Source organism: Pedobacter cryophilus (genome assembly GCF_005116455.1).
Taxonomy (GTDB): domain Bacteria; phylum Bacteroidota; class Bacteroidia; order Sphingobacteriales; family Sphingobacteriaceae; genus Pseudopedobacter; species Pseudopedobacter cryophilum.
On record NZ_SWBP01000013.1, the window covers coordinates 1 to 1,139 of the forward strand.

A 1,139-nucleotide genomic window follows, 5' to 3' on the forward strand; every position below is an offset into this window, starting at 1 on the left:
TAATCTATCTTTTGAATGGCTCAATATGGAGGATAGTTCCTGAGAAATCTTATAGGCTTCCAGTAAATCTGGATATAGCTTAAACAACAGCTCCGCTCTATGATTTTGAGATGGTGTCCAGTTCACTTCTTTTTTAAACAGCAAATACCTGCTTCTTACTAATAATTGCTTTAAAGTGTCTCCATTATCCAATAGTTCTGCAACCCAGGGTTTCTTTGCTTCTTTAGCAAGATCCATTTCTTTGTTTTCTTGCTCAATGGCCTCCCATCTATGTTTTATCCTGATTTCCTGAACAGCCTCATTTGCCAATTGCTGTACATGAAACCTATCTGAGACAAGCTTTGCTTTGGGAAAGCTTCTTCTGACAATCCTGGACATGGTTGGAGCCAAGTCCAACGTAACTTCTTTAACCCTTTTTCTTTCCCTTTCCTTGATCTGGTGTAGTACTTTTATCACCGACTCGCTTTCTGTACCTTTAATGACCGCCACTAAAGCTCCTTTTTTGCCCTTTGCAGCCTTATTGGTAAGTACCGTATATAATTCCCCTTGTGAAAGACTGGTCTCATCAATAGATAGATATTCACCTAGGTTTTCTGGGAACAACAACCAGTTTTCAGCATGTTCGGCTTGTTCCCATGACGTAAAACCACTCAAATGCCCGAGGTATTGTTCTTCCAAACGTTTACCATCTACTCCAAAAAAACTTCCAAGTGTTTTACAGCTTATCGGGCTTGAATCCAAATAGGCTTTCAAAAAAAAAGGCAAATTCTTGAGTCATTTTTGTGCCTTCAGCGACCATATTCCAATCTCTAATTACAATTTTACCTGTACCTACATTCAGCCATCTACGCCTTTTAAGCTTTAAAAAGCATGGCTTGCCACGTAAAGGAAAGTCTCTCACCGAAATCTCATCGAAAAAACCTTTTGATCTCAGTTTTTGACCACTAAACTCTATTGGTGCAATATTCTTTTCTTTCAGATAGATATAATAAGAATCTGTTATCGTCTCTACTTTATCCAGTTCAAAGTAGTCGCTAAGCCCCTCAGGAAGTATTATTGATAGTAATGTAGAGTCCAAAATATTGTCTTTCTACAAAAATAATTAAAAAATATTCCTCCCCAACTTTTACGCTTGATCC

2 protein-coding genes are annotated in these 1,139 nt (G+C 37.9%); both read right to left on the reverse strand.

Annotated features, from left to right (window positions below; genetic code table 11):
• Window positions 1–753, reverse strand: a 753-nt coding sequence (locus tag FA046_RS17150) for an ISAon1 family transposase (protein WP_225870950.1), incomplete at its 3' end; no start/stop codon positions are given.
• Window positions 716–1,078 carry an ISAon1 family transposase N-terminal region protein gene (locus FA046_RS17155; RefSeq protein WP_136827768.1) on the reverse strand — a complete coding sequence of 121 codons (363 nt, stop codon included), beginning with the start codon at window positions 1,076–1,078 and terminating at the stop codon, window positions 716–718. The genes FA046_RS17150 and FA046_RS17155, both read right to left, overlap by 38 nt.
• Window positions 1,079–1,139: the final 61 nt, after the last annotated feature.